This is a genomic window from Paucisalibacillus algeriensis, from assembly GCF_000577245.1.
Classification (GTDB): Bacteria; Bacillota; Bacilli; order Bacillales; family Amphibacillaceae; genus Ornithinibacillus.
The window spans coordinates 46,768-71,659 of sequence record NZ_CBYO010000001.1 but is presented as its reverse complement, the minus strand read 5'-3'; the positions used below and the strand labels follow the sequence as shown (position 1 = coordinate 71,659).

Annotated in this window: 17 protein-coding genes, 1 riboswitch and 2 other annotated features; of the genes, 3 read left to right on the top strand and 14 right to left on the bottom strand. The window is 35.9% G+C overall.

The window, feature by feature from the left end:
* Positions 1–14: 14 nt before the first annotated feature.
* Positions 15–677, bottom strand: coding sequence for a PspA/IM30 family protein (locus TY11_RS00275; RefSeq protein WP_042141919.1), 663 nt, complete (start codon positions 675–677; stop codon positions 15–17).
* A gap of 238 nt (positions 678–915) precedes the next feature.
* The gene (locus TY11_RS00270; protein ID WP_042141918.1) at positions 916–1,788 is read right to left on the bottom strand and encodes a TetR/AcrR family transcriptional regulator; all 873 of its coding nucleotides are present in this window, start codon (positions 1,786–1,788) and stop codon (positions 916–918) included.
* 249 nt (positions 1,789–2,037) lie between these two features.
* Here TY11_RS00270 and TY11_RS00265 point away from each other — a divergent pair, with 249 nt between their 5' ends.
* Together TY11_RS00265 and TY11_RS21060 are read left to right on the top strand one after the other, a co-directional pair.
* A complete protein-coding gene (locus TY11_RS00265) occupies positions 2,038–3,546 on the top strand; it encodes a DHA2 family efflux MFS transporter permease subunit (RefSeq protein WP_042141917.1) in 1,509 nt (502 codons plus the stop codon).
* 247 nt (positions 3,547–3,793) lie between these two features.
* Positions 3,794–4,156 (top strand): hypothetical protein, encoded by a 363-nt coding sequence (locus TY11_RS21060; RefSeq protein WP_042141916.1) that lies wholly within the window; start codon positions 3,794–3,796, stop codon positions 4,154–4,156.
* Between the two features lie 102 nt (positions 4,157–4,258).
* On the opposite strand, the gene TY11_RS00255 is transcribed toward TY11_RS21060, so the two are convergent.
* The 4 genes from TY11_RS00255 to TY11_RS00240 form a co-directional block, all read right to left on the bottom strand.
* Positions 4,259–4,636: a hypothetical protein gene (locus tag TY11_RS00255; RefSeq protein WP_042141915.1), complete on the bottom strand. Its 378-nt coding sequence runs from the start codon at positions 4,634–4,636 to the stop codon at positions 4,259–4,261.
* Positions 4,623–5,189, bottom strand: coding sequence for a DUF6036 family nucleotidyltransferase (locus tag TY11_RS00250; protein WP_081755777.1), 567 nt, complete (start codon positions 5,187–5,189; stop codon positions 4,623–4,625). Before TY11_RS00250 ends, TY11_RS00255 begins: the two co-directional genes overlap by 14 nt.
* A gap of 277 nt (positions 5,190–5,466) precedes the next feature.
* Entirely contained in the window at positions 5,467–7,029 is a 1,563-nt protein-coding gene (locus TY11_RS20600) for a Ger(x)C family spore germination protein (RefSeq protein WP_052345679.1), read from the bottom strand.
* The gene (locus TY11_RS00240; RefSeq protein WP_042141914.1) at positions 7,026–8,162 is read right to left on the bottom strand and encodes a spore germination protein; all 1,137 of its coding nucleotides are present in this window, start codon (positions 8,160–8,162) and stop codon (positions 7,026–7,028) included. The genes TY11_RS20600 and TY11_RS00240 overlap by 4 nt, the downstream gene beginning before the upstream one ends.
* Positions 8,163–8,292: 130 nt before the next feature.
* Positions 8,293–8,511: a binding site (T-box leader), on the top strand.
* A 467-nt stretch (positions 8,512–8,978) separates the two neighbouring features.
* On the opposite strand from TY11_RS00240, the gene sstT reads away from it, so the two are divergent.
* Positions 8,979–10,214 (top strand): serine/threonine transporter SstT, encoded by a 1,236-nt coding sequence (sstT, locus tag TY11_RS00235; protein WP_042141913.1) that lies wholly within the window; start codon positions 8,979–8,981, stop codon positions 10,212–10,214.
* Positions 10,215–10,351: 137 nt separating this feature from the next.
* Here the strand turns inward: sstT and TY11_RS00230 are convergent, their stop codons facing one another.
* The 8 genes from TY11_RS00230 to TY11_RS20755 all read right to left on the bottom strand — a co-directional run bounded on the left by TY11_RS00230 (position 10,352) and on the right by TY11_RS20755 (position 24,885).
* A complete protein-coding gene (locus TY11_RS00230) occupies positions 10,352–12,400 on the bottom strand; it encodes a catalase (protein ID WP_042141912.1) in 2,049 nt (682 codons plus the stop codon).
* A 206-nt stretch (positions 12,401–12,606) separates the two neighbouring features.
* Positions 12,607–13,434, bottom strand: a complete 828-nt coding sequence (locus TY11_RS00225; RefSeq protein ID WP_042141911.1) for an energy-coupling factor transporter transmembrane component T family protein — start codon at positions 13,432–13,434, stop codon at positions 12,607–12,609.
* Positions 13,425–15,137, bottom strand: a complete 1,713-nt coding sequence (locus TY11_RS00220) for an ABC transporter ATP-binding protein (protein ID WP_042141910.1) — start codon at positions 15,135–15,137, stop codon at positions 13,425–13,427. Before TY11_RS00220 ends, TY11_RS00225 begins: the two co-directional genes overlap by 10 nt.
* 24 nt (positions 15,138–15,161) lie before the next feature.
* Entirely contained in the window at positions 15,162–15,710 is a 549-nt protein-coding gene (locus TY11_RS00215) for an ECF-type riboflavin transporter substrate-binding protein (protein WP_042141909.1), read from the bottom strand.
* Positions 15,711–15,763: 53 nt separating this feature from the next.
* Positions 15,764–16,624 carry an SAM hydrolase/SAM-dependent halogenase family protein gene (locus TY11_RS00210; protein ID WP_042141908.1) on the bottom strand — a complete coding sequence of 287 codons (861 nt, stop codon included), beginning with the start codon at positions 16,622–16,624 and terminating at the stop codon, positions 15,764–15,766.
* Positions 16,625–16,682: 58 nt separating this feature from the next.
* Positions 16,683–16,953 (bottom strand) — a binding site (T-box leader).
* A gap of 156 nt (positions 16,954–17,109) precedes the next feature.
* The gene (locus TY11_RS00205) at positions 17,110–18,312 is read right to left on the bottom strand and encodes an aspartate kinase (protein ID WP_042141907.1); all 1,203 of its coding nucleotides are present in this window, start codon (positions 18,310–18,312) and stop codon (positions 17,110–17,112) included.
* A gap of 123 nt (positions 18,313–18,435) precedes the next feature.
* A riboswitch (Lysine riboswitch) is annotated at positions 18,436–18,702 on the bottom strand.
* A gap of 195 nt (positions 18,703–18,897) precedes the next feature.
* On the bottom strand, positions 18,898–20,901 hold the full coding sequence (locus tag TY11_RS00200) for a bifunctional diguanylate cyclase/phosphodiesterase (protein ID WP_369797373.1): 2,004 nt from the start codon (positions 20,899–20,901) through the stop codon (positions 18,898–18,900).
* 207 nt (positions 20,902–21,108) lie between these two features.
* Positions 21,109–24,885 carry a Cna B-type domain-containing protein gene (locus TY11_RS20755; RefSeq protein WP_369797377.1) on the bottom strand — a complete coding sequence of 1,259 codons (3,777 nt, stop codon included), beginning with the start codon at positions 24,883–24,885 and terminating at the stop codon, positions 21,109–21,111.
* Positions 24,886–24,892 lie beyond the last annotated feature (7 nt).

Sequence of the window (24,892 nt, the reverse complement as noted above, 5' to 3'; positions counted from 1 at the left end):
TTCATAGAAAAAAGTTATTTTAGTTTGTCTTTTAATTCTACTATTTCTGCGTCTACATCCAAACTTTTATCATACTGTGAACCTAGCTTATCTATGTCATAATCTAATCCTTTTCTCAACTGTTCTAAAGCCTCTGCTTCTGCCAATGCCCTATTCGCTTTTTCCTCCAATTGGTCAAAAGTAGTTAAACGAACGTTTGATTGAGAAAGACCAATCTCATTTGCTTGTTGTTTACTCTTGGCTGTAGCCAACTTTCCAAAAATGATATCACGTTGATTGGAGAGAACTGCTAAGTCTTGGGTAAGTTTGTCAACTGCTAACGACATTTGTTCCACTTTAATTGTAGCTAATTGATATTGTTTTTCATATTCTTGCTGTTTTGGTTTTAAACTAGCTTTTTCTTCCAAAAATTGACGTGCTTTATCTTCATCATCATTCTCTAATGCCTTTACCGCATAACGCTCCATTTTTTTTATTTCAGATTCGCATTCATGGAGGTTTCGCTTTGCCCGATTCATTAAAGAAGTGGAAGCTTCAACCTCCCCCCTAAATTCTCTATAGTCTCGTTCCATTTCCCTTATATAATTGCTAATTTCCATTTCTGGATTTTTTGTACTTTCGATTTTTGCGTTAATATTGCTCGCTAAGATATCTCGTACTCTTTTTAGCATACTCATTCCAATCCCGCCTCCATCTAAGATAATAGTACCTATTTATACGTAAATATGGAATATAAGGTTTCAGTAAGTTGAAAGATGGACAGCATGACCGAGAAACTCATCCCTCGCAGTCATTAAAATGTATCTCCCACCGTAACAAGGAATAAAAAAGGCTTCCCACAAGTTTTAATAACTTATGAGAAGCCTTTCTTTTTAATCCCTAATGTCTGCCTGAGTAACGTAAGATTCCATTGTCTTATATCAACTTTAAATAATACCAAACTAAATAAGTCATTGTGCTTAATTGTGATTTCATTGGAGACTGTTCATAGGATTCCTTGAATGGCTTCAATAATGCTTGGATCACTTTTTTACGAATTCGTTCTCTTTTAAGTTCTGATACAATCGCATCAAAGAGGTCCCTTTGTTCTATTGTAAATACTGCTTGCTTCTCAATTTCTTTTGCTAAATGCAAGATTTCTTCTAAAGTAACCACTTTTTGTTCAATTTTAGAACGGAGAAAATCAATTTCAGAAAAGTTTAGTAGATTACTTTTCTTATCAATCATCGTCGGTATCATACTTTCAACATAGGAAAGCAATACACCAACAACATTATCAATGGAACTAGAATTATTGGATACTCGCATAATTAAAAGAAGGGAATGTAACATTCCAAGGAATAATATAGAGAGTTCAAAGGCATATGGCCTTATATGTTCACCATAAACTTCAACCATCCGTTCAGATATCCACTCGGTTTCGTATATACGATGTTGTAACACATACTTTTTAAGGTCTGGTTCATTTGAACTTAAAATAGCCTCAAATAATTCACTTATTTTTCTTTCTTCATTAAGTCTAATTACAATGGAAATTTGTTCAATTAAAACTTGACGATCTGACTTGTCCTTTCCAATTTGCAATTCTACCCGTAATTGGCTTCTATCATAACGTATATCTTCCAGAATTTCTGCAATACAATCATTCTTCGTAGAAAAGTAATTGTAAAAAGTACCTTTTGATATTTTAGCCTGATCGATGATTTCTTGAATAGACGTCTGCTGAATACCTTTTTCTACAAATAATTCAAATGCAACATCTGCTACATGCCTTTTCCGTTTATTCATATATCCTCCTCAAACTTATTTCCTTTAAGAAAAGTATAAAATTGTTGCTACAAAATATCAATTTTGAACTCTATGTATAAAAGTATTGATTTTATTGTACTATTAGTATAAAATCCATAAAGTGATATAAAATGTCAGTGAACCAATCGGACCTTTCCAGACAATCTGACCCCTACTTTTCCTTCTTGGGTTGAAAAGTGGGGGTCTTACTAGCCGTAAAGGCAGAATAAATATAGAAGAGGGGATAAAATGAATTCAACAATAAATCAACAAACAAAACCTCCATATATTATGTTAGTCGTATTATTTATTGGAGCATTTGTATCTTTTTTAAATAACTCATTATTAAATGTCGCATTGCCGACTATTATGACCGACTTGAATGTTGAATACACAACAGTACAGTGGCTTGCGACAGGATATATGTTGGTAAGTGGAGTATTAGTTCCTGCTTCCGCATTTTTAATTGTCCGCTTTACAAATCGACAATTATTTATTACTTCTATGGTGATTTTTACAATTGGGACAGCAATGGCTGCAATAGCCCCAAACTTTAGCATCTTACTTATAGGACGTATGGTTCAAGCAGCTGGTTCTTCTGTCATGGGACCTTTATTAATGAATATTATGTTGGTCAGCTTCCCACGTGAAAAGCGAGGTGCCGCAATGGGCGTCTTCGGATTAGTTATGATTACTGCACCTGCTATCGGACCAACATTATCTGGTTATATTGTACAGTATCATGATTGGCGTTTTCTTTTTGAAATGATCTTACCTCTCGCCATTGTTTCACTAGTTTTGGCAATTTGGAAAGCAGAAAATGTGATGGAAACATTCAAAAATGCTACCATTGATTATTTATCAGTGATTTTATCAACCATCGGTTTCGGTGGGTTATTATATGGTGTAAGTACAGTAAGTTCAAATGGCTGGACAGATCCTATTGTTTTAACAACCTTAATCGCTGGCGCCATTTGCTTAATTTCTTTCATCATCCGTCAATTAAAAATAGAAAAACCATTATTAGATTTACGTGTATATAAATTTCCTATGTTTGCATTAGCATCCATCATTTCTGTTGTTAATGCGATGGCAATGTTCTCAGGTATGATTTTAACACCTGCCTATGTACAAGATGTTCGTGGTATTTCTCCACTTGATTCCGGATTAATGATGTTACCTGGAGCCATTGTAATGGGGATTATGTCTCCAATAACTGGTAAATTATTTGATAAATTCGGGCCAAAGATTTTAGGTATTGTTGGCCTTACTATTACCGCAGTCTCTACGTACCTATTGTCCGAATTACAAATTGATTCATCTTATGCTTATATTATTTCGATTTATACCCTACGTATGCTCGGAATGTCGATGGTTATGATGCCAATTATGACAAACGGATTAAATCAATTACCTACTCGTTTAAATCCACATGGAACAGCAGTAAACAATACTGCCCAACAGGTAGCTGGTTCAATAGGTACAGCCATTTTCGTTACCATTATGAGTAATGTAGCCACAAATAAAGGAGAGAGCTTGATGGCTACAGTAGATCCAACATCTATGACAGCGGAATCGGCAAAATTGATTGAGCATCAATCCTTACTTGCAGGAATCCAGTATTCTTTCTTTATTGCCGTGATTGTGAATATCGTTGCTTTGATTTTAGTATTCTTTATTAAACGTGTCGATGTGAGCGATGAAGCTATTCAAAAACTAGAAAAAGCGAATGAAAAAGTGGACTCAGTAACAAATTAAGAAACAGCCTTGACTTCTTTATCCAATGAAGTCAAGGCTGTTTTATTCAATGTTGTAAAATTACCTTGCCTGTGTAAGCAATAAGGGAAACCGTAGTTTATATTATAAACATCCTGTATCCGTTGTTTCGCTTTTCCGTATACTACGGGATAAGGAAAACTATTATAAGATTATTTCAAATTCCCATCGACAAGAGTACAGGGCTGGTCACTAATGGTTACATTATATTTAGAAGGTGATTAAACAGATGAAAGAGAAATTAATGGAGATGTTGGAATCACGAAAAGATGAAATGATTAAGATTCGTCGTTATTTGCATAAAAATCCAGAGCTTTCGTTTAAAGAAGAAAAAACAGCTACAGATATTGCAGATTTTTATAAAGATAAGGATATTGCTATAGAAACAGATGTAGGTAATGAACACGGGATAGTTGTCACCATTAAAGGTGGACAAGAAGATTCCTGGTTCTTATTTCTATATTGGTTGTACACCAAAAGCGTAAAAGAACCTTACTTTAATCATCATTCCAAATTTGATATTGTTGAAGACGCAATACTCGTAGCAGCAAAAACTGTTGGGCATGTAACATGTAGCTATTTAGAGGATTAATTTAAATAGGCTCCTTGAGGAAAGTAACATCTGTGTAATATACCTAAAAGTGGAAATGATTTTCCCACTTTTTGGGCACATCGAATCCGTCCCTTTCTCCAATTAAACTCTTTCAAGTCCCTTTACATCAAAATAAACATTTCTGTTCCTAAAGGGAGCTGGACTTGTATATTGCAACCTAACTTTTTCGAAATCAGTTATCCGCTTAGAATGATAATATGGCTTATTAAACTCTAACTTTTCATGCCTAAGCCAATTAGGCACTTCTATATTATTAATTTGTAAGTAATAGTCTATTAAAGCTGATATTTTGGTTAAATACTCTAATTCCTCATCATTACATTGTTCTAAATCTACTGGCACACCGAGGCTTTCCATAAACTCTGCATTTTTTGATTTAAGCAGTTCAAGGATCTGGTTAAAACTCGTATCTTCATCAGGATACTCAAATAATGATTGCAAATTCTTATTCCCAATCATAGCCTAAATCATCTCCTAAATACTTAATAAAATTCATTTGTCTTTCTCCGATAAGACTTAATGGTACATAGTCTTTGAAAATATTTAACAGTTCCGATTTTGTTGTAATCTCCAAGTCCTTACATAGTATATATGCATCAATAAAGTCTTTAGCAGGTTCTGGTCTTGCTGCCAAAATCTTCATAGCTAGTAATTGTTCTGCCCTAGGTTTAATTATTTTTAAGTTAGAATACACTTTATAGGTTTCTTTGTCTTCCTTTAAAATAGATTTTAGTGGCTCCTTAATCTCCTCATTAATCCATCCATCGGTAAGATTAAAAGTAAACTTCACTTGGCCTAATATATTAGCTAATAATCTTGTATTAATTTCACTAAATACACAATCTATGTCTTTGGTTGCTGGCCTATTATCATAAACTAATGTCATAATTGAACCACCATAAATTGTTATTTCAAGATGCAATTGATTTTCCTTTAATCTCTCATTTAGATAATCAAATATCTCTAATAACGTATCTTTATCCATTAATCCAATATTATTAGAATTAGACATATTATCCCGCCCTTAACAAGATTTTCTATACTTTCATTATAGCATTTATAATATCAAGTATATAGCATCTCTCTAAGGTTTCCATTTCTGACCAAATCCTACTTCACCCCTTGTCATACCCTTCCTTCTTCCATGGAGGATCACCATTTTCATGTAGCTTCTTATTAATTTTGTAAACTGCATATGGTATAGCAAAAGCCAACACTGTACAAATAAATACAAGTTTGTCTGGTAAAAAGCCAAACAAAAAATCCCACACAAAGATCACACTTCTTTCTTACTTTTTTGATTTCTCTACAACACCATCGGAGTGGACTTCTGCCTTTACCGTTACATTTACAGTACTTTGAGCAAAGTAATTTTCACCTTGTTCCCAGTCCTTTTTTATCTCTTGCCATGTATCATAATGGAATTTTTCTAAGTTATCCCTAAACCCAAAGATATCCGCTTCAAGTTCTTGTTGTGCTTTTTTAATAGACTGAGTGGCAATTTCCTTAACTACATTAGAGATTTCCTTTTCCAATGCTTCTATTACTCCAGCTTTTTGGAGTAGGACTGTCCCAAAGGTTTCCTGTATTTCGCCTTCCAATTTTATTTGTATATCTATCTTAATATCTTCAGGGTTATGTGTATCTATTTTAATCTTACTATTTTCTTCCCTTAAGGAATAGGTTGTTAAATGATTATTAAAATTTACTAAAATTGGCCCTTGCACCCTTTGATCTGTTATTAGTTCAAAACCAATCATCTCTTTCAAATTTAGGCTTCCGATTAGTTTATCAGCGTCACCTTTATAGACCGCTCCTCCTTCAAAATATATGCTTGTTTCGTCGGACGTCACCTCAGATAATACAAAACTAGTCTTTGTAAGCAAATATTCATGTATATCTCCAACTCTAACTGGTTTCAATTCACTAGTTTTTGTCAGACTATTGTCAAGTATTCTATCGATATACTTACTAGGCAGTTTTTCAATTTCAGGCTGTATATTTAAAATATCCTTCGCCTTCCCTTTTGCTATGATGACCTTAATTCCTCTACGTGTATCTCTATTACGGATAAAAACATCCATAACATTTGCAAAAAGCTGTGGTATAGCTGCAACCTCTTCAGAGACGATAACAATTTTTATATGCTCAAAAAATGGTATTTTACTTGTTTGGTTAGCCAAATCTTGGGCAATATCATAAATACTTTCCCCACTTGCTGAAATATTCATAAATGCCTTCTCACCACCCCCACCTCCCCCGCTAGGAGTGCCTAATCCTGGTGGTGCAACAAATTGATTGGATAATATTAATTGATAATTTCCATTTGTTTTCGCTTCTTCAGCTGTATTTATAAGCAACACAAGCAATAAAATAATAGTAATAATTGGAAAAAATATGATATTAAGACGAAACAAGGCCGCTCTTGATCCGGCTACTGCGTAGACCACAACAAGCAAAAACGATACGGTTACAATCTCTACCGGTGTATGGTTAAATAAATATTGCTGAGATATATGCCCAAGTACACGCATATCATAAGCCGCAAATGAGATAAAAGAAATTGCAAATAAAAAGGTAAGTACAGTAGCTATAGGCTTAGAAACAATAATTGATGCATAAGAAAGAAAACTGTGATGTGGAAAGCTTGCTGCTAGTTTAGCCATTAGCCAGACCGTTAAAATGCTAATTCCGCCAGTTAATACTATGACTATCCATCCATCTGATCCAGTCATAATACTAGAGATATTTCTAGGTAATGAGAGAACACCGACACCAATCAACATGGAGGGAATCGCAATCATTAATTCTATCCCACCAATTTTGTCATCACCATATTCGAAAGATCTCATGAATCTTTTACTCCTTTATTTGCAGATTTTGAATCTTCTGTAGCCAGAAGATTTGGGCGCTTAGTTAACATAGTCATTGGCGCACGTATGATAAGATCTTTCCAATCTTTTACCATTGTTGGAGCAAAGGGTGTTGAATATGGTAATCCAAAACTTTTCAAGTTTACCACATGGATATTAATCATAATGTAAACAAGAATGATGCCAAATAACCCTAAAATTGAGGCAGTAATTATAAATCCAATACGAAGAATACGAAAGGTTATTCCAATTCCGAATGATGGATTTGCAAATGCCGCAATCGCTGTCAGCCCTATGACAATCACCATTATTGGACTAACAATACCTGCCGATACTGCTGCATCTCCTATCACTAACCCACCAACAATTCCAATCGTCTGCCCAATTGGTGTAGGCCCAGCCTCTTGTAATAATTCCATCGTAAATACCATTAAAAATGCTTCTACAACAGGTGGAAAAGGAACACCCTCCCTCGATGCAGCGATGGAAAGTGCCAGTTCAGAGGGTAATAGTCCCGGATGAATATTTACTAATGCTACGTATAATCCCGGCAGAAGTAATGCTATAAAAGCTGCCAAATAACGTAAGGATCGCAGTAATGAACCGATTAACCATCTTTCGTAATAATCTTCTGGTGATTTTAACATGTCTCCCAAAACAACTGGTGCAATTAGTACAAAAGGTGTACCATCTAACAGGATTACCACCTTCCCTTGCATAAGTGCGGTGGCTGCCCTATCCGGCCTTTCCGTATTATTCATTTGCGGAAAAGAGGATAGGAAACTATCTTCAATCCATTGTTCTATAAATCCAGACTCGGGCGCATTATCAATATCAATCGTCTCAAGTCGTCTATTTACTTCTTTAACTATTGCTGGATTAATAACACCATCAATATACGCAACGATTAGACTTTGCTTACTTCGTTTGCCAATTTGATGTGTCTTAAAGCGTAAATCCGTGGTATGAAGTGATTTCCTTAGAAGTGACAAATTTGTTCCAAGACTTTCAACAAATGCTGTTTTGGGTCCCCGAACAACTGTTTCAGCAGTAGATTGTTCAATCGACCGACTCTCCCCGCCTTTTGTATCCATCAATAATACCGAATCCATTTTTGGATTTTTTATACAAAAAGAGAACAAGTCTGAACAGTTCATATGCCAATAAAAAAATTTTAATAAAAGGTATTGCAAAATATTCAAAAACGTTATAATATGGTCTATAAATTTAATGATGAACTTTTAAAAAGCAACGAAAAGGATATGGGTTACAATATTTCAGTTTACAGAGAGGGGTGGATTTGCTGGAACCACCCTAACTAAGAATAGTAACTTACCACCTTGGAGCTGTTTGGGATACTATACTAACCAATACCGTATTGCTGCGTTAAAGCACTGGAGCCATAGGATAATCCCTATGGGAAGTTAGGTGGAACCACGGGTAAACATACTCGTCCTATTTGAGGGATGAGTGTGTTTTTTTTTCAAAATGATTAATAGCTATGAAAAGGACATGAATTATTTTACCAGTTTGACAGAGAGGGAAGACACTGCTGAGAACTTCCTATACTATGGGAAATAATTTACCACCTCGGAGCTGTTTGGGATTTTATTCTAACCAATACCGTATTGCTGCGTTAAAGCACTTGAGCCATAAGAATTGCTTATGGGAAGCTGGGTGGAACCACGGGTTAAACATACTCGTCCCTTTTGAGGGATGAGTATGTTTTTTTTTAGTAGTTAAGAAAGTATAAAAAACTTACCGCCGACATAAGAAAAACTAACACATTCGTAAAAGGACGAGCGAATGTGAGTTTTTCAAATATAAATGGAAAGAAGAAAGTGAGGGATGGTGTGTCACAGCTTTACTAATTACTAATTAATTTAGTGTAGTTGTTTGAAAGATAAATATATATGGAGGTCATTTAAATGAAAAATGTATTAATTAAATGGAATCAAGTAAGTCTAGTAAAACGAATTCTTATAGGTTTGGTTCTAGGTGTTCTCTTAGCATTAACAGTTCCAAATGGAGCAAGCTGGATCAGCGTTTTCGGTGATTTATTTGTGGGGGCATTAAAGGCAATTGCACCAGTATTAGTCTTTATCCTTGTTATTCACGCCATCTCAAATCATAAAAAAGGCAATAAAACAAATATGAAATCTGTTATTGTCCTATATGCTGTCGGAACATTTCTAGCTGGCCTAGCAGGAGTTGTTGCTAGCTTTATTTTTCCAGTTTCATTAACTCTTACTTCTGGTGCGGAAGATTTAACTCCGCCAAGTGGGATTATGGAAGTAATAGAAACATTATTGTTTAATATTGTTGATAACCCTGTAAATGCCCTAATAAATGCGAACTATATCGGTATCCTAACTTGGGCAATACTCCTTGGGATTGCATTAAGAAGTGCCGCTGAAACTACTAAAAATATGCTTGAGAATTTCTCCAATGCTATATCCACATTAGTAAAATGGGTAATCAATTTAGCACCTATAGGAATCATGGGGCTAGTCTTTGATGCTATTGTAACTAGTGGGCTTTCAGCACTGCTAGGCTACGGAAAATTACTTTTAGTTTTACTAGGATGTATGTTTTTTGTAGCTTTAGTTGTTAACCCTTTAATAGTCTTTATAAATATTCGTAAAAATCCTTATCCACTAGTCTTTACTTGTTTAAGGGAAAGTGGTATAACAGCCTTCTTTACTCGAAGTTCAGCTGCAAATATCCCAGTTAATATGCGGTTGTGTGAGAAATTAAATTTGGATAAAAACACATATTCCATCTCCATTCCTTTAGGTGGTACTATCAATATGGCTGGTGCAGCTGTTACAATTTCTGTCTTGACTCTAGCGGCAGTTCATACACTGAACATTGAAGTCGATATTTTTACGGCTGTTATCCTTATCGTCCTTGCAGCAATATCCGCAGCTGGTGCCTCTGGTGTCGCGGGAGGGTCTTTATTACTTATACCTCTTGCATGTAGCTTATTTGGAATCTCAAATGATGTCGCGATGCAAGTAGTTGCTATTGGTTTCATCATCGGTGTTTTACAGGACTCTTGTGAAACTGCACTTAATTCATCAACTGATGTACTATTTACAGCGACAGCTGAGTATGCTAAAGAGCGTAAGGGAGGAGGGGAACTTATTACAAAAGTCCTTTAGAGAATAATGGATAAGTACGTGCTATTCATTATTTTAAATGGGGTTGAAATGAAGTTTGGAAGTACACTAAATTTTCCTACCATTTTAGAAAAGTAACCCAAAAGACCACAACCTGAGTGGCCTTTTGGGTCATTTCTTTAAACGGACTTACGATTCCAATGTCGATGTTCCGCAATTGCCTGAGTAAAGTTCTTTACAAACGTCACACCCGATCCTTCTACTATTCCTGGATTTCCGGTAAAATTGCTTTCTTCTAAGAACATCATTCCATCGTGTGAGGCAGCAATAGGTTTATAATGTTTATATGCCTCTTTTAAGTAATAGGTTGTATGCTTATGAAACTCCGTATTTTGATCCGCTCCTGATGCGATATAAATCGCATCGTATAGTACTGGGTCCGTAGTTGTAAATGTGTGATTAACCATTAAGTCCCCACCACCTGTACCTTTTACCTTTCCTTGCTTTTCGCTTACAATTTCATAAATAACACCTTCCGCATTAAGTCCATGCAAGATATCAATCACTTCTTTATCATTAAAGGCATTGTTTAGAATTACACCAACTTTTCGGGTTGCAGCTGTCTTTACGGTATTCAGCTGACTCAATGACGGAAAAGTCTTTGTCTCTGTTGTAACTTGCCCATCCTTTGGAGGTTCTACACCAATGTTTTGAGCGATTTGAGTTGCTAAACTTACATCTACATTTGCAAACATATCTACCACTTGTTGACGTACCTTTATATCCTTTACATGCCCAACTTCGAAGCTAAAGGCATCAATCGTGTGCTGCTTTTCTGGGTCACTCATACTATTCCAAAAGATTTTTGCTTGAGAGAAATGATCCGCGAAGCTTGCACTCCTTTGACGTACCTTCTTCCCTTCTACCTTTTCTTGATAATGGGCATAGCCACCTTTGTCCTCACTTATAGGAGTTGGGGTATCATTTGCCAGAGAATTACGATGGTAAGATACTTGCCCTTTATTAATGGTTTGACGATGGTACCCATCACGTTGATTATTATAAAATTGTACAACTGGACGATTAATAGGAATCTCATGGAAGTTGGGTCCACCAAGTCGAATCAACTGAGTGTCAGTATAAGAGAATAATCTTCCTTGTAATAATGGATCATTAGAAAAATCAATTCCGGGTACAACGTGACCAGGATGAAAAGCTACTTGTTCCGTTTCTGCAAAGAAATTATCGACATTTTGATTTAATGTCATCTTCCCAATTATTTTTACAGGCACTTCCTCTTCCGGCCAAAACTTTGTAGCGTCTAGAATATCAAAATCAAAGGCGAATTCATCTTTTTCCTCGATCATTTGCACACCTAATTCATACTCAACAAAATTTCCCATCTCAATTGCATCATAGATGTCCCTACGATGAAAATCAGGATCCTTACCACTAATTTTTTGCGCCTCGTCCCACACTAGAGAGTGTACACCCAGTTTTGGCTTCCAATGAAGTCTTATAAAACGAGCAACTCCTTCTTTATTTACAAATCGAAAGGTATTTATACTGAATCCTTCTACCATACGATAGCTTCTTGGTACCCCTCTAGGTGACATGAGAAACATGATTTGATTGGCTGTCTCCTGATTATTTGCTACAAAATCCCACAATGTATCATGAGCAGCAGTTGCTTGTGGAATCTCGTTATGTGGTTCAGGTTTAATGGCATGAACAATATCAGGGAATTTAATACCGTCCTGAATAAAAAATACAGGGTGAATATTGTTCACTAAATCATAGTTTCCCTCTTCCGTAAAAAACTTCGTCGCAAACCCACGTACATCCCTAACCGTATCAGCAGATCCACGCGACCCCACCACTGTTGAAAATCGGACGAATACAGGTGTCTTTTTTCCCGCTTCTGATAAAAATTTAGCTTTTGTGTATTTTTCCATAGACTCATAAGCTTCAAACTCACCATGGACAGCGAACCCACGGGCATGTACAACACGTTCCGGAATACGTTCATGGTCAAAATGTGTCATTTTTTCACGAAAATGAAAGTCTTCCATCAGAGTAGGGCCTCGTTCTCCCGCTGTTAAGGAAAATTCATCCTCAGAAATTTTTAATCCTTGATTGGTTGTCATATCTTGGCTTGAATCATTAACTTTAAAGTTCTCTAGTTGCTGTTGTTTACTCTTTTCATTCACTTTATCTTTTTCATGCATAAAACATTTCCCTTTCATTTATGTACTACTAGGTAACTTTTCCAAAAAGGGAAATACTATACTTGATTGCTAGGATTTTAAAGAGGGAAGGTGTATTAAATATGAGTCCTAAAGGGGTCGAAAAGTAATATATCGTTCTAGTCTACTTCAAATCTTTTGCTTGGGAAATAGAAAGAGGCATATGGATTCCCCATTTGCCCCTTTTTTTAAAATGGATTATAAAAACGACTGCCATCATAAAAAGTAATAACTAGTGATGCTATTAAAATGATAAAACCTGCAACTAAAACTATATAATCTACTTTCCGAAATGGCATTCCATTATACCAAGTTCGCTTTTTCTTTTTCCCAAACCTTCTTAATTCCATCGCGTTGCTGATGACCTCAATTCGATCGAGTGTTGAAAATATTAGTGGAAAGATAATGGAAGAAGCATTCTTAATCCTCTTCAAAAGCTTTTCTTTTCTTGATATATCTATTCCTCTTGCTTGCTGTGCTTGTGCAATGATACGAAAATCACGTTGGATATCTGGGATATAGCGAAGCGCCAGTGAAACTGAATAGGCAATCTTATAGTTAACACCAATTTTATTTAGTGATGCAGCGAATTCACTCGGATGGGTCGTCACAATAAACAATAATGCAGCCGGAATCACGACAAAGTATTTTAACGTTATATTGAAATGATAAAATAATTGCTCCCAGGTAACATTGTATCGCCCTACAATCTCAAATAATGCATGACTTGAACCATAAATCTTTACGCCTTCTTGTGGAGAAAAAATATAAATGGCAATATTATTTAATAACAGAAATGCTAGAATGAATGCTAATATAAACCCGATCTCCCGAATACGAATCTTAGAAATAATGAATATAGCAACACTAATAACGAAGAGCCCCACTAATACCCTAGTATCATAAGTTAGCATGGCAGCTGTTGAGTATAACATGAAAATAATTAACTTAGTTGACCCTGATAAGGAATGAACAGGCGATTTTCTTTCAATATAACTTAACATTTCTACCGCCATATTACCCGTGCCTCCTTATCATAATCTATAAATCTTGTAACAAAATCTATTGGATTTTTAATTCCAGCTTTAACTGCCAATTCAAAAAGCGACGTGACTTTTAAATTTGTTTTTTCTACTACCGCTGAATTCGTCAAAAGATTAACAGCAGAATCATCTGCTATGACTTGTCCATCGGCAATCGCAATAGCCCGTAGAGTATATTCTAACATCAAGTGCATATCATGAGTAATCATCAAAATAGTCATACCTTGACTATTCAGTTCAGTTAAAAAGTCCATAATTTCCGTATAGTGTCGAAGATCTTGACCTGCAGTAGGTTCATCAAGTATCAATACCTCGGGCTTAAGTACCAAAATAGAAGCAATTGTTACCCGCTTCTTTTGTCCAAAACTCAGTGCCGAAATCGGCCAGTTTCGAAAAGCATATAGTCCGCAAACCTTAAGTGTTTCTTCTACTCGTTCTTTTATCTCTTGCTCCGGTACACCACGCATCATCAAGCCAAGTGCCACCTCATCATAAATCATATGCTTGGAAATCATATGGTTCGGATTCTGCATGACCATGCCAATTCGACTGGATCGTTCATAAATTGTGTCTTCGGTAATGTCTACTCCTTTATAAAGGACTTTCCCAGATTTGATTTTCTCAAAGCCGCATATTAGCTTAGACAAAGTGGATTTCCCAGCACCATTCTTCCCAACAATGCTAACCATTTCTCCTTTATGAATAGTTAAGGAAACGTCTTGAATAGTTGTAGAACTTTTATGGTAACCAAAATTTATATCTCGCAGTTCGAGAATAGGAGAATCCTTTTTCTCATATGTTACTGGACTTGTTGCTTCATACCACTCAGAAAGCTTGTCCTTACTTTCATCCAATTTCAATGTTTCAATGCTGGCAGGGCTCATCTCTGGCATCACCTTACAACCAGCATATTTTAATGCTTTGATATATAGTGGTTCTCTAAGACTACAAGACTCTAATACATTGGAAGCGAGTAGCTCATTAGGGTTTAGATCACTAACGATACTCCCTTCATTCACTACTATTATTCTATCAACATCCTGTGATAGAACATCCTCTAAGCGATGTTCTATTATGATAACAGTAGTATTGGTTTCCTTTTGTATTTCATTAATAAGGGCCATTGCATGTTTTCCTGTTGCTGGATCAAGATTAGCAAGTGGTTCATCAAATAACAAAATATCTACCTCTTCAACAATAACACCGGCTAAAGAAACACGTTGTTTTTGACCACCTGAAAGTTCATGAATCGAGGATTGGATCTTTGTTTCCATATTGATCAGTTTCGATACATTCAAAACTTGTCTTACCATTTTTTCCTGTGGTATAGCTTCATTCTCCAAAGCAAAGGCAATATCCTCTCCTACAGATAATCCAATAAATTGTCCATCGGGATCTTGGAGAACGGTACCTACCATTTGCGAAAGTGTAAAAATGTCGAGCTCTTTCGTATCTTGCCCTTTAATGGTTACACTTCCTTCCATTTCACCTTTATAAGAGAACGGAACTAGCCCATTTAAACAATGGGCTAGTGTACTTTTTCCAGAACCTGATGGGCCAACAATGACTACCTTTTCACCTTCATAAATCGTTAAATTGATATGATGTAATGTTGGTTCTATTTGGCTCTTATACTTAAATGAAAAGTTCTCAAACTGAATAATTGGTTTTCTCATGATTGACTCCTTCAGTTAATATGCTTATTCTTTTGTTAAACTATTACTCTTAGTACGAGTTTTGGCATAAGCAGCTAACAAAATAGTACCGATTATTCCTACCGTAATAATGTTTGAAATACCAGCAAATGCTCCTTGAGTAAATACCTTATTCGCAGGCTCTGCGTAAATTAATATATCAAGAACTGGAGCAAGAACGAACCAGCCAATCACTTGGACAACTACCTGAATTACATTAAATGAAATTATTTGCTTCGTACCAAACTCGCCGTTTTCCACATCTATTCGTTTTGTAAAAAGACCGATAAATAGACCAACAAATAATGAAACAATTACCCAGCTCCACCATACGGATCCGTAAGATAAGGCATCATTTAATGTATGACCAATAAATCCAATAAGTCCCCCAGCAATTGGTCCAAAAACCACTGCCATTAAAGCTAGAAATGCATAAGATGTTTGAACAGTTGTATTTGGTATTCCTGTAGGAATTGCGACAAACTTGGCTAATATCGCGAAAACAGCTGCTCCAATACCAATTGCTACAATAGTTTTAATAGAAAGTTTTCTCATTTTGTATTCCCCTTTTAAAGTTTTTTATATATTATTTTTATTCATAACCATCATTAATTATAATGAATTCCCTTTGCTTTGCGTATACTAATTTTCCAGTTTGCCCCTGTTTCAATATGATAAGCTTTCGCAAAGGAACCCTGATTGATTGCAACACCTATTTTGTCTAAAGAATTGACAAATAAAATTGGCTCTCCTAATCTGCTATCGGCAAATGAACGACCAAATTTAATGATGTTCTTATAAATATGGCGGCGGTTATTTTCAATTGAAACTTCCAATGCATCTCCATAATTAATTTCTGTTTCTTTGAAAATATCACGATCAATGTTCGTCCATAAGTTTCCAAAACGGACATCTAGTATATCGATATTTCCTGTCACTACCTCTTCTGTATAGCTGGCCTCTGTTAGTGGTAACTCAATAAGTTGGTCTACATCATATGATGGACCTACTTGCTCATAAGAGATAACTCCTGATGCAAGTCTTGCTCCAGTATAGGCATATACATCGCGACCATGGAATGTATAGGATTCACCTGAGTTTGGTAGTCGATTTACCTTTTCATCAATAATTCTCGCTTCGACGATACCAACACTTTCTTTAATATGGGTTAATGTTCCGTTGTCAGGAGTAACAATATATTGGTTATTCGCCGTTTTCACTACCACGCTTAGGCGATCTGTTCCAACCCCTGGATCAACAACCGACACAAACACTGTTCCTTCTGGCCAGTAGTTAACCGTTTGGAAAAGACGATAAGACCCTTCCCAAATATTATGTTGTGGTATTTCATGTGTTAAGTTATAAACACCTAAATCAGAATCGACTGATAGGGCTACGCCGTACATTGCACTAACCGCACCATCACTAAGTCCAAAATCTGTTTGTAATACTAAATGCTGTTTACTCATATACTTCTCCTCCAATATTCATATAAAATTAAAAAAACCACGTCATTATCGAAAAATCGATAAGGACGTGGTTTGATATACGTGGTTCCACCTTACTTCACTGCATGCTCACACATACAGCCTCATCAAGTACTTGAGCCCAAAAAACTCTTCATACTGTGGTGTTGGTAACGAGCACCAAATCTCGTCGTAACCTACTAATATCAACCGATACGTTCAGCACGAAACTCCAAGGCCATTGTTCAGATTCGTATTTTCGCTTCTTTTCAGCTACCGAAGCTCTCTGTGTAAAATAGCTAAATCCTACTTTTCCTTATCATCGTCTTTGAAAGAAAAATGATTCAATTGAAATATTGAATTAATTATAGTTAATAATTTTGAAATATGCAAGAGTTTTTTGCAAATTTATTTTTTTATATAAATTTCTGGGTATTATTCATTTCTTATAATTGCTCATATATGAGCAATGAAAGTCTTTATCTTGATTACAATTCAAATCGTTCACACAAGAGTTGAACTGCTTTATCACCGTTTTCAACATTAACTACATAAGAGATACTGATTTCTGATGTTGTGACTTGGTAAAATGGAATATCTGATTCAATTAGTGTACGAAATACTTTCGAAGCAACACCTGTTATGTCACGCATTCCCGAGCCAATTACGGATACTTTGACAAATTGGTTTTCAATTTTGAAATAGAGTTCAGGGTAATACTGTTTAAGGTGGAAGAATATTTTCTGGATTTGATGTTCTTCCGTATCTTTCATTGTAAATGATAATTGTAGTCCTTCGTTGTTCGTAATCTGCGAAATCATATCGACATTGACTTCTTCTTGTTCTAAATTGATGAATAATTCATCAAGTAGATGTGTATCATATTCTGGATAGTTCAATGTCACATGAATCATATCTTTATCAATCGCAACACCTGTGACTGCTTTCTTCTCTAGCATTTCAATAGTTGACATAACCCAAGTTCCTTTCTCCTCCGATAGTGTTTTACCTATATAAATCGGGATGTTGTAGTTCTTTGCAATTTCTACGCTTCGAGACACGAGTACTCCCGAACCCAGTGCACTCATTTCCATCATTTCCTCATAAGAGACAACTTGAAGTCGTTTTGCTTTCGGAAAGAGTCGAGGATCCGTACTATAGACCCCAGCAACGTCAGTATAAATTTCACATGGGCACCCGTGTGCTGCTGCAAGTGCTACAGCTGTTGTATCAGAGCCCCCACGTCCAAGTGTGGTAATTTCATTTTCTGTATTAAATCCTTGAAAACCCGCAACGATAAGAACATCATATGTAACAAAGAGTTGTTCAAAAAGCTTTGTATTGATTTTTGAAATCTTACTCTTTAAATGATGGCCAACCGTTTCAATTCCAGCTTGATAACCTGTGAGTGGCTTCGATTTTACTCCAAGATCATTGAGGATAATAGATAAATAAGAGATTGCCTGCTGCTCACCAGTCGTTAGAAGCACTGCCAGATCCTGCTCATTTGGTGATTGTGTAATTGAGCTCACATTTGCCAAAAGCTCATCTGTTGTTTTCCCCATCGCACTAACAACTACTACCAGCTGTTCCCCCTCTTCCACACGGTCCTTCAAGTAACAAGCAATATTCTTAATCTTCTCAAAACTACCAACACTCGTTCCACCAAATTTAAGCACATTTCTTTTCATAAACATCCTTCTTTCTGGGTGCCTGCCAATTCCCGTAATTTGTTAGAATTTGTCGAGGGCTTTCCCCGAACAAACAAAAAAACAAGCCGGAAATTCCGACTTGTTTTATTATCTGCCCTATATACAAGTGGAAGCACTCCATTATTACTAGAAAAACTCTCATTCGTTTGCCTTTTGGCGAATGTGTTAGTTTTTCTTGTGCAGACGGGAAAGATTATTATACTTTCCTACCTGCCAAAGAATAATGACAGACTGTATACTCTTAATATACAATCCAACAAAGTCCCATCTGCATATAGAACTCCATTTCGGCAAAGTCCCCTTTCACTTATTACAATTTGCAGCTTCACGTAATAAGTTACTGATGACCTTTGCTCCTCATCCATCAATTATTTAATTAATATTGTAAGTATACGAAAGTTTCATAGAATTGTAAACCCAATAAATTAGAAATGTCCCTAGACCATTTGGCAGGCTGGAGAATGATTACAAAAGAAAAAAGCTTCCCAAAAAGTTTAGTTTACTTTTGAGAAGCTAACAAGTTTTAAATTTGTTTATCCTTGATTCACTTATTCTAGTTATCCATTATTGCAAAACTCCAACATTATCATGGAATATCATCCAGTTTTCCACTTCATCCACCTTCATAGGCTTTCCATAAAAGTAACCTTGGATAACACGACAACCTAATTCTGTTAGATAATCGACTTGTTCCTGGTTCTCGATTCCTTCAGCGATTACATCTAATTTTAAATGTTCCGCCATCAAAATAATCGCATTTATAATCGCACGTTTACTAGTAGTTTCTAAATCATTAGTAAATAGCCTGTCTAATTTAATCGTATCAAGCGGTATCCTATCGAGTAAACCAATAGAAGAATACCCCGATCCAAAGTCATCTAAAGAAATCCTAACCCCCAATGAACGAAGTCTTTGCAATTGATTGAACACATTATTTACATCTGATAGCACTAATGACTCTGTAATTTCCAGTTCAAGTAAATTGGGATCTAGCTTCACTTTCTCTATTACCTGTTGTACTTGCTCTACTAAATTATCTGTTTGAAAAATTCGTATGGACAAATTCACAGAAATTGGTTGTATGATCCCCTTTTCCTTCCATAGTGCACACTGCGTACAAGCTTGTTCCAACACCCATTTTGTTATTGGAACAATAGCACCTGTCTCCTCAGCAATGGGGATAAATTCTCCTGGAGAGACTAAACCTAGACGAGGATGTTGCCAACGCAACAATGCTTCAAGTCCTTGTAATTTACCTAATTGTACATTCCATTTTGGTTGATATTCTATATAAAATTGTTGATTAGCTACTGCGAACTGTAAATCCTTTTCCAATTCCATTCTACGAACTTCCTTCAACCCAATGCCTTCATCATAGACACAATAACGATTCTTCCCTAAACTTTTTGCTCTATACATTGCTGTATCCGCAGATTTTAAGAGCTCCTGTCGATTCGATGTAATTGGACCAATACTAATTCCAATACTACCTGTTGTATATAGCTCATTTCCATCTATATAATATACTTCTTTTATTCTTAGTAAAATTTGATTAGCTACTTCCTCAGCTCGCGATCTTTCACATTTATGGATAACGAGCAAAAATTCATCTCCACCCATGCGAAATACTTGTTGATCTTTCGAAATAAATTCACTAAGGCGTGTGCCAACTTCCTTAACAAGTAAATCGCCAATATCATGTCCGAGTGTATCATTCACAATTTTAAAGTGATCTAAATCGATATATAGCACTCCAATTTGGTCACTTCCGATATACGTATCAAAAAAGCGATTCATTGCATTACGATTAGGTAAGTTGGTTATTGAATCTTGATATGCCATATTTTCTAGTACATGGCGCTCTAAAAACGTAATTAACCAAGAGATTAAAAGTATCACACCAATAGTTACAGTTACACCATACAGAAGGAAGTGATCATTCGATTGACCTGTATGATCCATCCCAGTATGAGGAAATATAGCAGCCTCCATTCCTGTATAATGCATGCCACAAATAGCAAATCCCATAATAACAGCGGATAATCCTTTTAACCAACTTGATGTCTGGTCATTACGAAAACGCAAGAATAAAAATAATGCAGCATAAGAGGCAGCATAAGCAATTAAAAATGATAGGAGCAGCAACGATATATCATACGATATACTAACTTCCATAATCATAGCTTCCATTCCAACATAATGCATTGTAATAATTCCACTACCCAGAATAAAGCCACCGATTGCCAATCTATACCACTTAATCTCCTTAGGCATTGTTATATAAAAGGCAATAAATGAGGAAACAATGCTAGCCAACATTGATAATAAAGTCAGCCACACATCATATCTCATTTCCATATTCAAATGAAAAGCAAGCATTCCAATAAAGTGCATGGACCATACTCCACTACCCATCACTACGGCCCCGGCCAATAACCAGAAATACTTGTATTTTTTACTCGCATATGAAATTTTCGCTGCAATATTTAATGCTGAATAAGATGCTAATATAGCAATCAAAACAGAGAGTGATACAATATAAAGATTATAGGTTCCATTCATGTTCATATATCACTCCATTCACTACTTTAAATATCTAAAACACACTCAAGTATATTAACACAGAAGTAGGTGTTTTGCTCAAATAAATTCTGGTCAGACTTGGACACTAGCTCTAGTTCACTTATCCCATAAGTCAAGGTAGCCACGTTCAAACACGTACATGGCTACCTTGTTGTCAACCAAAGTTTCTAATAGAATGGCAATGCTTTACAATTAAGCTTTTCCTTTTCTTCTATAGACTAGTAATATAGTAAATCCAGCTATTAATAATCCCAATCCAAGGGCAATTACATTAAACATATTTGTTGCTGTATCTGGTAATTTACTCCCTGTATCTGTTGGACCTGATACCTCTTTTTCTGGGGCATTTTGGTCACCTTCAGCATCAGGTATGTTTTCCCCTGGTTCTTCATTTTCTGGAGTAACTGGTATTAAAGTGTTTATAATATTGAAGCCTTCTACCGTTGAGTGATAACCTGCCACTTTTTGTTCTTTGACTGTGTATTTATAAGCTACACCATTCTCATCATATTCTGGTAAATTTTTAAAGCTATATTTCCAATCTTGAGATGCTGTGACTACCACTTCTTGGATCTTGTTGCCATTTTGAAGGAGTTCTACAACGATGGAATCTGGACGATGTATTGAATTGTCGTCTTTCCAAGTTTTTGTACCTTCTACAGCTGTTGTACCTACTCGAACATTGGTGATGTCATATCCATCAATTATTGTTTTATAACCTTCAACAGCTTCTTCCTTGATCGTATATTCATATGCCACACCATTTTCGTCATACTTATCTAAGTTTGTGAAGCTATACTTCCAATCCATTTCTGCAGTAACTTCCTTGGCATGGACTACAACACCATTCTGAAGCAGGTTAATTTTTATCATTTCTGGGCGATCTTTGGAATTATCGTCTTTCCACGTTTTCACACCTTCTACTGATGTTGTGCCTATTCGTAAGTTTGTAATGTCAAAACCATTAACACTTGATTCATAGCCAGCAACAACTTGTTCCTTAATTTCATACGTGTAAGCTTTTCCGTTTTCATTAAATACAGGAAGGTCTTCTATTTCTAAAACCCAATCTGCATCAGCTGTAACTGTGTATGTGTCAACTAGTTCTTTCTCACCGTTAGTAATTGATCTAAATAACTCTACTTCAATTGAACTTGGGCGTTCTTCCGAATTATCATCTAACCACGTTTTCGTAATTTCAATTGACTTCATATCTGCACGTGTGTTGGTAATCTTAAATCCATCTACCTCTGAAGCATAACCTGCGACATCATGTTCCTTTACCGTGTATTCATAGGCTTTACCTGCTTCATCATATTTTGGCAGATCGGTGATGGTTCGTTTCCAATCATTCTCTTTAGTTACTTCATACTCTGCATAAAAATCACCGTTTTGAAGTATGTTGACTTTAATTGTTTCTGGTCGTTCCATTTCCTGTTCGTCTATCCACAACTTAGTTACTTCTATTTCCGTTGTACCGATGCGTAAATTTGTTATGTCGTAACCATTAATGATTGTCTCGTAGCCATCAACCGCTTCTTCATCAACCGAATAAACAATTTCTTCTCCTTGATTATCATACTTATCGAGGTCGGTGAATGCATACTTCCAATCTGAATCGACGGTAACCTCAGCAGTCTCACCCGTTTTCTCACCATTTACAAGTAAATAAACAGTAATAGATTCTGGACGGTCTTTTGAATTATCATCTAACCATGTTTTCGTTCCTTTTATATCCTTCTTACCAACGCGCAAGTTGGTAATGTCGAATCCTTCAATAGATGTTTCATAGCCATCTACTGGGACTTCTTCGATTGTGTATTTATATGCGACACCATTTTCATCGTACTTATCCAAGTTGGTGAAACTATATTTCCAATCTGTTGCTGCGCTGACTTCTACTGTGTCAATTTCTTCATCATTTTGTAGTAGCTTAACTACAATTTCTTCTGGGCGATCTGCTGAATCGCCGTCTTTCCATGTTTTTGTTCCCTCAACAGATGTTGTTCCTACACGAACGTTAGTGATGTCATAGCCATTAATTATTGCTTTATAACCTTCTACATCTTCAGTAACCTTATAATCAATTGCTATTCCATCATTATCATAAGCATCTAAATCTTTAAATTCATACTTCCAATCTGTTGCTTCTGTTACTACAGTTGTATCAACTTCTATACCGTTCGCTAAAAGTTGAACAGTAATTTCTGTTGGACGATCTGCAGATTCATCATCTTTCCACGACTTCGTACCTTCAACATCTACTTTGTCAGTTCTTGTATTTACAATATCAAAGCCATCGATAGTTGTTGAATATCCTGGAACTGGTAATTCATTAATCTTGTACGTAATTTCGTTACCGTCTTTGTCGTATTTCGCTAAGTCTGTGAATGTATACTCCCATTTATTCTCAGCTGTTACTTCCTGTTCTTTTACGACTGTGTCACCCTTCATTACTTGAACAATAATCGACTCAGGACGGTCTCCGGTTGCATTTTCATTATCTTTCCACGTTTTCGATCCAGAAATCTCGATTGATTCTTGTGTGTTTGTAATGTTGTAGCCATCTACGCTGGACTTATATCCGACAATATTTTCTTCCTCAATCGTGTACGTAATTTCTTTTCCTTCCGAATCAAACCTATCAAGACCTGTGAATTCATATTCCCATTCATCATTTGCTGTTACTTCTAAGCTCTTCTCAATTGGTTCACCATTGGCAAGTAAGTTCACCGTTATGAAATCTGGGCGATACTGTTCATCTACTTCTATCCAAGTCTTCTTTCCAACTACATCGATAGTATCTGTTCGTAGGTTTGTAATCTTAAAGCCCTCATCTATAGCTTCAATGCTACTGATATAACCCTTAACATCTTCTTCTTTTACTGTATACGTATAGGCTTTTCCTTCTGCATCAAATTCTGGTAGGTTTTCAAAAGTATATTTCCAGTTATCTTCCTCATCCGCTTTAATTGATGCATCCAATTCTGTTAAATGAATGTTATTCTGATAGAGTTCTACGATAATTTCATCTGGACGATCACCTGTTGCGTCCTCATTATCTTTCCACTCTTTTTCTACTGCTACTTTTGTTTCACCTGTACGGACATTAATAATCTTATAACCATTGTCTGTTTCTACAATGTCTTTTACCTTATAACCGACAACTTCCTGTTCTTTAACAGTATAGGTATATGCTTTTCCATCGTTATCAAATGCTGCTAGATTATCAAAGGTGTACTTCCAATCTGTATCAGCTTTAATAGTTGCTGACTTTAGGGGATTTTCAGTATCGTCACTACGATATAATTCTACAACGATACCTTCTTCAGGGCGGGAAGATTCTCCTTCGTCCAACCATTCCTTTTCTACTTCTACCTTTGTTTCACCTGTACGAACGTTAGTAATTGTAAAAGTGTTGCCGTCCCTTACAATTCCTTCAAGCATATATTTTTTGTCAATGTCTTTTTCTTTTACATGATACTCATAAGCATTACCGCCCTCATCGTAGACAGTTAAGTTAGTAAAAGTATGTTTCCAATTATCAGTTGAGTTAATAGTCTTTGTTTCTACTAATTCTTCATTTTCATCAACTGTGCGATAAAGTTCTACTGTTATATTATCTGGACGGTCAGATTCACTTTCATCTTTCCATTCTTTAATTACTTGAACTGATGTTGTTAAAACGTTCGTAATAACAAATCCGTCTTTAGAGTTGCCCGTCTGACTTTCTTGTTGATAGCCATCTATCTCCTGTTCTTGAACAGTATACTTGTATTTATTACCATTAGAATCTACTGCATCAAGGCCAGTAAATATGTGATTCCAGCTTTCGGCATTTAATGTTACCTGTTTAAACTCTTTGTCGTTTTGAAGAAGATCAACGGTAATTTCTGTTGGACGATCTTCGTTTTCACCATCGTTCCACTCTTTAGTTACCGGAACATTGACAAGCTTATAGTTTACGATATCTGGA

Bases quoted from the DNA above. Each gene is read 5' to 3' on its own strand.
- TY11_RS20600 (WP_052345679.1), bottom strand. From the start codon at position 7,029: ATGAGATCTTTCGAATATGGTGATGACAAAATTGGTGGGATAGAATTA.
- TY11_RS00240 (WP_042141914.1), bottom strand. From the start codon at position 8,162: ATGGATTCGGTATTATTGATGGATACAAAAGGCGGGGAGAGTCGGTCG.
- TY11_RS00275 (WP_042141919.1), bottom strand. From the start codon at position 677: ATGAGTATGCTAAAAAGAGTACGAGATATCTTAGCGAGCAATATTAAC.
- TY11_RS00215 (WP_042141909.1), bottom strand. From the start codon at position 15,710: ATGAGAAAACTTTCTATTAAAACTATTGTAGCAATTGGTATTGGAGCA.
- TY11_RS00265 (WP_042141917.1), top strand. From the start codon at position 2,038: ATGAATTCAACAATAAATCAACAAACAAAACCTCCATATATTATGTTA.
- TY11_RS00230 (WP_042141912.1), bottom strand. From the start codon at position 12,400: ATGCATGAAAAAGATAAAGTGAATGAAAAGAGTAAACAACAGCAACTA.
- TY11_RS00220 (WP_042141910.1), bottom strand. From the start codon at position 15,137: ATGAGAAAACCAATTATTCAGTTTGAGAACTTTTCATTTAAGTATAAG.
- TY11_RS00210 (WP_042141908.1), bottom strand. From the start codon at position 16,624: ATGAGTAAACAGCATTTAGTATTACAAACAGATTTTGGACTTAGTGAT.
- TY11_RS21060 (WP_042141916.1), top strand. From the start codon at position 3,794: ATGAAAGAGAAATTAATGGAGATGTTGGAATCACGAAAAGATGAAATG.
- TY11_RS00205 (WP_042141907.1), bottom strand. From the start codon at position 18,312: ATGAAAAGAAATGTGCTTAAATTTGGTGGAACGAGTGTTGGTAGTTTT.
- TY11_RS00250 (WP_081755777.1), bottom strand. From the start codon at position 5,189: ATGTCTAATTCTAATAATATTGGATTAATGGATAAAGATACGTTATTA.
- TY11_RS00225 (WP_042141911.1), bottom strand. From the start codon at position 13,434: ATGGCGGTAGAAATGTTAAGTTATATTGAAAGAAAATCGCCTGTTCAT.
- TY11_RS00200 (WP_369797373.1), bottom strand. From the start codon at position 20,901: ATGAACATGAATGGAACCTATAATCTTTATATTGTATCACTCTCTGTT.
- sstT (WP_042141913.1), top strand. From the start codon at position 8,979: ATGAAAAATGTATTAATTAAATGGAATCAAGTAAGTCTAGTAAAACGA.
- TY11_RS00255 (WP_042141915.1), bottom strand. From the start codon at position 4,636: ATGATTGGGAATAAGAATTTGCAATCATTATTTGAGTATCCTGATGAA.
- TY11_RS00270 (WP_042141918.1), bottom strand. From the start codon at position 1,788: ATGAATAAACGGAAAAGGCATGTAGCAGATGTTGCATTTGAATTATTT.